Here is a 6,272-nt window from a genome sequence, read left to right as displayed (position 1 = left end):
GTGATAGTATTAAATTAGTGGGGGTTGTTTGCCCCTAATCATGACTTTTTATTCAACTAAAAAAAGTAAGGTTAGGATATTAAGAGATTGTAGCGATCGCGAAGCGTGGCATCAGCCGTATCGTCAACAGCAGATAAAACTCCTAGAAAGAGCAGAACATAAAGGTTCACTTAAAACCAGAGAAAAATCATTCTGTGAAGCATCTAAAAAACAAAGATGTGGTTGTTTTGTAGCGATCGCCTCAACCCTGCCAAACAATATCGCTCCCTACTCTTCCCACAATTTCCACTCCACGAAATTAACTCATCTTCTCAGCCATAAAAAATCAAATAAATATCACCACCAAATTTCTCAAATTATCAATCAAATCAATATCTATTCGATAATTCCCACCTAACCTGATAACTCCTCACCACAAAAATTATCATTCTGTGAAGCTCCAAAAAAACGGCAAAAATTACCATTGCATCCCCAAAAAAATTTTGATACTATTAACTTATTAGGAGTCGTTTGCACCTAAGTATGACTATTTATTCAACTAAAAATCCAATCCTTAAATATTCGATAAACTAATCAGATTTTAGCAACTAACCATTACTAAGCAATTAAAGCGATCGCCAATTCATACCTGCGATTAACCTCCGGCCAATTAACAACATTCCACCAAGCATTCAAATAATCACCGCGACGATTTTGATACTTCAAATAATAAGCGTGTTCCCAAACATCATTACCCATAATCGGATAATCCCCAGTCAAAAAAGGACTATCTTGATTAGGAGTGCTAGTAACCTTTAACTTTCCGCCTTTACCCAAAACCAACCAAACCCAACCACTACCAAAACGACCACCACCAGCAGCATTAAACTTTTGCTTAAAACTATCAAAATTACCAAAACTTTCATTAATAGCAGCAGCTATTTTTCCTTCAGGTTCACCCCCACCATTAGGAGTCATAATTTCCCAAAACATCTTATGATTAACATAACTACCACCATTGTTTTGTACAGCAGTACGAATATCCTCCGGTAAAGTATTCAAACTACGCAATAAATCTTCTGCATTTTTTTCTTTAAGTTCAGGATACTTAGCGATCGCTCCATTCAAATTTTTAATATAACCAGCATAATGTTTATCATGGTGAAACTGCATAGTTTCTTGATCGATATAAGGTTCCAATGCATCATATTCATAAGGTAGAGGTGTTAGTTTAAAAACCCCAGAGTTTTCCACTGATTTAGTATCATTTATTGAAGTAGAAGGAGTTACGGATGAAGAAGAATGATCTGTTGATGTTTGGCAAGCACTTAGAACCATAGATCCTAAAGTTGCACTCTTTAAGATTAAGAATTTGCGTCGATTAATGTTCATTATTAGTTTTTCATAAAAATAGTTTATATAAAATATATTAACAGCCATAGCACCCGATATAGAAATCTAAAAATTATTTCGAGTATTTTGTGTTGGGAAATAAATTATTTATGAGATACAATTTTTTTTATTTCATGTTTTTTGTACCTCCAAGCAGATATGTTATTGCGTAAACTTTCCAGATTTACTCTCATATCAGAGAGTGTTTATAAACTAAAGATTAAGACGGCCAGAGTACTTAATATTCGGTGGGTTATGGCGGAAAGTTAAATTTTGTTACGATTCATAGTTATTGTCGCCTAACCCACCCTACGCCTGGATTTAATATTCCTTTTACAAACAGTCTCTCATACCCGGTTGAATACTTAATCAATAACTACGGAGCAGTCAGGAGTCAGGAGGAAAGAATAAGGAAGTTTTTTATTACTAATTAAACGGACATTATATCATCTCTAATTTTCAACTTACTTTGGCGTAAGTTGATGATTTAAAAAGCCAGGAATTAATGATATTTTTTAATCTTTATACCTCATAATTTTAACAGCAATAGACTTTTGGCAAAACAAATCAAAATTATTGAGAGGGGACAGAGAATTACATTGAAGAAGGAGGCAGGAGACAGGAGGAAAATTACTTATGGATTCTAACCCCAAGTAATTTTGAACACCCTGTAGACGGTGGGGTATTAAACCCACAAAGAAAATGATAATTTTAGCTGTGGGATTTCCGGAAAAACATATTATACTTTGGTCAAAGCAACTTCTGTTTAATTTTTTTTTCGACCTCAATAAATCCTTGGATTTATACTTTGCTGGAAGGAAGGCAGAGGGTAAAAGGCGCTTATGTTTAAAGGTTTATTCCAATGCTGACTTAATTCTATACACAAACCATGCTACCGGAGATGATATAACAAACACTTATCAGTCTTGGTATTAGTTAATTATCTTCTTGAAAATAAGAAGTAATTGTTAATTATTTAAACTTCTGCTTTCCTGCTCAAAAAAATAAAATAAAGAGAAAAATTATTACTTTATTTTAGCGAAAAAAAATCTGCATTTTTTCTTATAGTTCCTGTTTTTTTATTTAATAATATATAATATTGTATTGATTGGAAATTATTCTAGTTCATCAGTTACTAAACGCCTCAGAATTTCCGTAACTTCGGCTGCCATCCGTGCATCTATTTCTACTGCTTCTTTGTCAAAATCTCCTAAAGCTCTTGCTGCCCGCAAAGTCATCGCCATAGACCTAACTTTTTGCTGATATTCAAACTGTATAAAACAAGTATAAGTAAGTTCTGTACGTTTGCGACTGCTACTATATCCAAAACCTAATTTAGATAGAATAACAGGATATTTAATACTATCTTGAATACCCAATTTTTCCAGAGCCACATCAACATAACGAGCAGTATCTTTACCAGCATTACGAATAAAAGGTTGCAAATTTTCCCAAGACATTCCTGGCAGTTTTGCCGATTCTGGTAAATGATAATAGTAACCAACCATTGACATAATTCTAGTTAAATCATAAGTAGCGACAGTATTTTCTCCAGGTTGTTCTGCTCGCTTTTTACTTTCCGATACTGCACTTAATAATACCCGGTCGTCTTGTGTTATTTGGGGAGAAAAAATAAACGGTTCCTCACCATATAAACCTTGAAATTCCGTATGATTATTACCTGTGATTTCCTTGAGCCATGATTCTAAATCTACATAAATCTGAAAACATTTAAACATTGCAGCTAAAGCATTAGAACCACCAATTTTTTTTCCATAAGTAAAAATATCTTCTACAACTTCATTAAAGTCTAAAAAATTTCCATCTCCGCAGATTTTGCATTTATTAATATCTCCATTAATAGAACAAATAACATTTAAGATTGCGATAATTTTAGTAGAACTCCAATATTGACATTTATCCAAAGAATTTCTGCCTAACCAACGAGATTTCAACGGTCCGCCAGCAGTACCAACTAGACAAATACAAGCCTCTTTAATATCAGGATGAATAAAACTAAGAGCCTGTTCATCAATATCAGGAAGTTCGCCAACATTAGGAAAAGTTTTTGCTCCTGGGATTGCTAAATTAGGCAGCCTAGTTAAATGTTCTGGATAATTTTCTACCTGGTTTTGATAGGGAGAATTTTTAATGCCTTTATCCAGAAAAGCTAGTTTATAACTGTTAAAACCAGCCTCAGCTTTTAAGAAATCATTATATACTTTTTCTCTGTCTATTGCCAGTAATAAAGTCAATGCTTCTTTTTGACCAAAAGAGGCAAAAAACTCTGCCACTATATTTAGAATTTTATCGTTGATATTTTCCATAATTTTAGTTGGTTAAAATATAGATACACGGATAAAGAAGTTATTTTCTTTGCTACTACTATTATATTTGTTAATATTGGTAAGTCATCGGATAATTTTACCGGATTTAGTGGGAGTTTGATATTTTTGAAGGCGAAAACTGAAATAGGATTAGTAACGGATGATAGCCAAAAGTTAGTTTATTTGATTTTAGAACCTTTGATAGAAGTAGATGTGATCGCCTTTCAAGCATTACTTGTGCAAGATAATATCAAAAAACGGGATTTATTAAGATTAAAAAATGGTAGTGTAATTGAATATTATTTACCGAAAAATTGTGGTTTAAAGCCTCCCCTTTTAAGGGGATAATAAATAAAAATTTTCATGATTAGTCAATCATCTTCTTTTCAAGGAGAGGTAATTATTAATTATTAATTATTAATTAGTAATTATTAATTATTGAAAGCCTCAAAAGTTAACAGGTAAAATTGTCGTTCAGGTCTGGAGTTTTCGAGATGTAAGGGAATAAGGTTGTTGGTTGATTGGGTTTGAATAAATTCTAGTTTACTCCGTTAATCTCCTGTTTTACTGGGGGGTTTTTTTTTGCCTGGCCTCTGATAGCAATCGCACCGATGAGTATTCTATCTCACGAAGAGGCCAATGCTTTTACTGGTCACTTATTTGTGCCATCCTGCACTAGTTTTCAGGGGTATGTTTTTTTGAATAATTAATATTAACTGGCGTGCTAATTATCAAAAATGTCATTCCGCCTGTGTTAATTACTTAATAATTGAAGTTTTACCTAAGTTAAACATTCTTTTTTCACCCTTGGTATAATATCATTGATTGGTAGTTTTAGATTGGGACATAAATAAGAATAAATAGGCTCTAGCAAATAATATTTTTGCCGTTGATAAATACTATTTACTAACTGATTTACCCTAAAAGTAAGTTATTTTGGATTACCGATAAATTACAAATTACTCATCAAACAACTAAATATTTTAGCCTTTCAATTTCAGACAAAATTTAATATTATTATAGCCCATTGTCTTAGCAAGTTTAGCACAATATTTCTAGAAATCATTGCTTTGAATTAGTTTGTTAAATGCTATATTTTTTGACAAAGATCAAAAATAATGGTATCAACATCTGAAAATATAGAGGAAATGACTAATGAAAATTGGATTTTTAGGAACGGGTTTAATGGGTCTGCCAATAGCTCAAAAATTGTTAGAAGCTAATCATATTGTAACTGCTTATAATCGTACTCAATCAAAATTAGAACCTTTCGAAAATGCAGGTGCTAAAATTGCTAATTCTCCGGCTGAAGCTATTCAAAATTCTGAATGTTTAATTTTGATGTTGACAAATTATACGGCTATTAAAGATGTACTTTTATCTGATAGTTCAAAAGCGGAATTATCGGGTCGAACAGTAATTCAAATGGGAACTATTTCTCCTACTGAAAGTAAACAAATTAGAGATGAAGTTGTTGCTTGTGGCGGTGAATATTTAGAAGCTCCTGTTTTAGGCAGTATTCCTCAAGTAAAATCTGGTAGTTTAATTGTGATGGTGGGAGCTTCCCCAGAACAATATGAAAAATGGTGTGGTTTATTAAAGATATTTAGTCCCGAACCATTACATATTGGTGCGGTAGGTAGTGGTGCTGCAATTAAGTTGGCAATGAATCAATTAATTGGTTCTTTAACAACTGCTTTTGCTCTGAGTTTAGGGTTGATAGTTCGGGAAGGAATAGACGTAGATTTGTTTATGCAAATTGTTCGGGACAGCGCTTTATATGCTCCAACATTTGATAAAAAATTACAACGAATGTTAGACATAAATTATGAAAATCCTAATTTTCCAGCTAAACATTTATTGAAGGATACGAACATATTTATTAATGCGGCAGAATCAGTAGGACTTGATGTGAGTATTCAAGAAGGAGTGCGTAAAGTTTTGGGGAAAACTATTGAACTAGGATTGTCAAATGTGGATTATTCTGCTTTATTTTCGGCAGTTAATCCAGAGAATTAGAATATTTTCTCTTTTGATCGGCACGTTCTTCTAAAATGATAAAAAAAAATTACTCCTAATTGTGGTGTTGCTGATTTGATGTATGAAATTCAATTAGTGGTAAGTTTTCACACCATTTTTAGTTGAATAAAAAGTCATGCATACGGGCGAACACTAGCCAATAATAAAATCGTATCATGATTTTTTTGGCGATGCAAGGGGAAAAGCCTTGCCTTTTTTAGAGCTTCACAAGATGATAATTTCTGGATTTGTGAATATGTAATATCGATCTTTTGATGGGGTGAAAATTTTTCCGGCCGTTAGTTCTTTATTTGAGTGCTTCACAGGATGATAATTTTTCTGGTGCTTTGATGATGTGAGTATCTCTATATATTCAGTGACAATGTGCTGTTTTTTGGTTGAATAAAAAGTCATGCGTACGGGAAAACACCCACGGCAAACGCATCTTATTTTGCCATTCCCTATATGTAGTGTTTATTTGATTTTATAGACACTATATGTTGAAAGTCTATTGTCAACAAGCGCAATAAACCGGGTTTTATTGCGCTTGTTGAC

General features: G+C 32.9%; 5 protein-coding genes. 3 read left to right on the top strand and 2 right to left on the bottom strand.

Annotation, left to right across the window (positions count from 1 at the left end; translation table 11 throughout):
• Positions 1 to 40 precede the first annotated feature (40 nt).
• Complete coding sequence (locus F6K13_RS13685) at positions 41 to 397, top strand: hypothetical protein (protein WP_124146522.1); 357 nt, start codon at positions 41 to 43, stop codon at positions 395 to 397.
• A 200-nt stretch (positions 398 to 597) separates the two neighbouring features.
• Here F6K13_RS13685 and F6K13_RS13680 read toward each other — a convergent pair whose 3' ends face one another.
• The gene (locus tag F6K13_RS13680; protein WP_124146521.1) at positions 598 to 1,371 is read right to left on the bottom strand and encodes a superoxide dismutase; all 774 of its coding nucleotides are present in this window, start codon (positions 1,369 to 1,371) and stop codon (positions 598 to 600) included.
• 1,115 nt (positions 1,372 to 2,486) lie between these two features.
• The gene (locus F6K13_RS13675; protein WP_205127486.1) at positions 2,487 to 3,698 is read right to left on the bottom strand and encodes a hypothetical protein; all 1,212 of its coding nucleotides are present in this window, start codon (positions 3,696 to 3,698) and stop codon (positions 2,487 to 2,489) included.
• Between the two features lie 126 nt (positions 3,699 to 3,824).
• On the opposite strand from F6K13_RS13675, the gene F6K13_RS13670 reads away from it, so the two are divergent.
• Together F6K13_RS13670 and F6K13_RS13665 are read left to right on the top strand one after the other, a co-directional pair.
• Positions 3,825 to 4,046: a hypothetical protein gene (locus F6K13_RS13670; protein ID WP_124146520.1), complete on the top strand. Its 222-nt coding sequence runs from the start codon at positions 3,825 to 3,827 to the stop codon at positions 4,044 to 4,046.
• Between the two features lie 807 nt (positions 4,047 to 4,853).
• Positions 4,854 to 5,717 carry an NAD(P)-dependent oxidoreductase gene (locus tag F6K13_RS13665; RefSeq protein WP_124146519.1) on the top strand — a complete coding sequence of 288 codons (864 nt, stop codon included), beginning with the start codon at positions 4,854 to 4,856 and terminating at the stop codon, positions 5,715 to 5,717.
• The last annotated feature ends 555 nt before the right edge of the window (positions 5,718 to 6,272 follow it).

Origin of the sequence: Okeania sp. SIO2B9, from assembly GCF_010672505.1 — a bacterium.
GTDB classification, from domain to species: domain Bacteria; phylum Cyanobacteriota; class Cyanobacteriia; order Cyanobacteriales; family Microcoleaceae; genus Okeania; species Okeania hirsuta.
This window is presented reverse-complemented; position numbering and strand designations above follow the sequence as displayed.

Bases quoted from the DNA above. Each gene is read 5' to 3' on its own strand.
- F6K13_RS13665 (WP_124146519.1), top strand. From the start codon at position 4,854: ATGAAAATTGGATTTTTAGGAACGGGTTTAATGGGTCTGCCAATAGCT.
- F6K13_RS13680 (WP_124146521.1), bottom strand. From the start codon at position 1,371: ATGAACATTAATCGACGCAAATTCTTAATCTTAAAGAGTGCAACTTTA.
- F6K13_RS13685 (WP_124146522.1), top strand. From the start codon at position 41: ATGACTTTTTATTCAACTAAAAAAAGTAAGGTTAGGATATTAAGAGAT.
- F6K13_RS13675 (WP_205127486.1), bottom strand. From the start codon at position 3,698: ATGGAAAATATCAACGATAAAATTCTAAATATAGTGGCAGAGTTTTTT.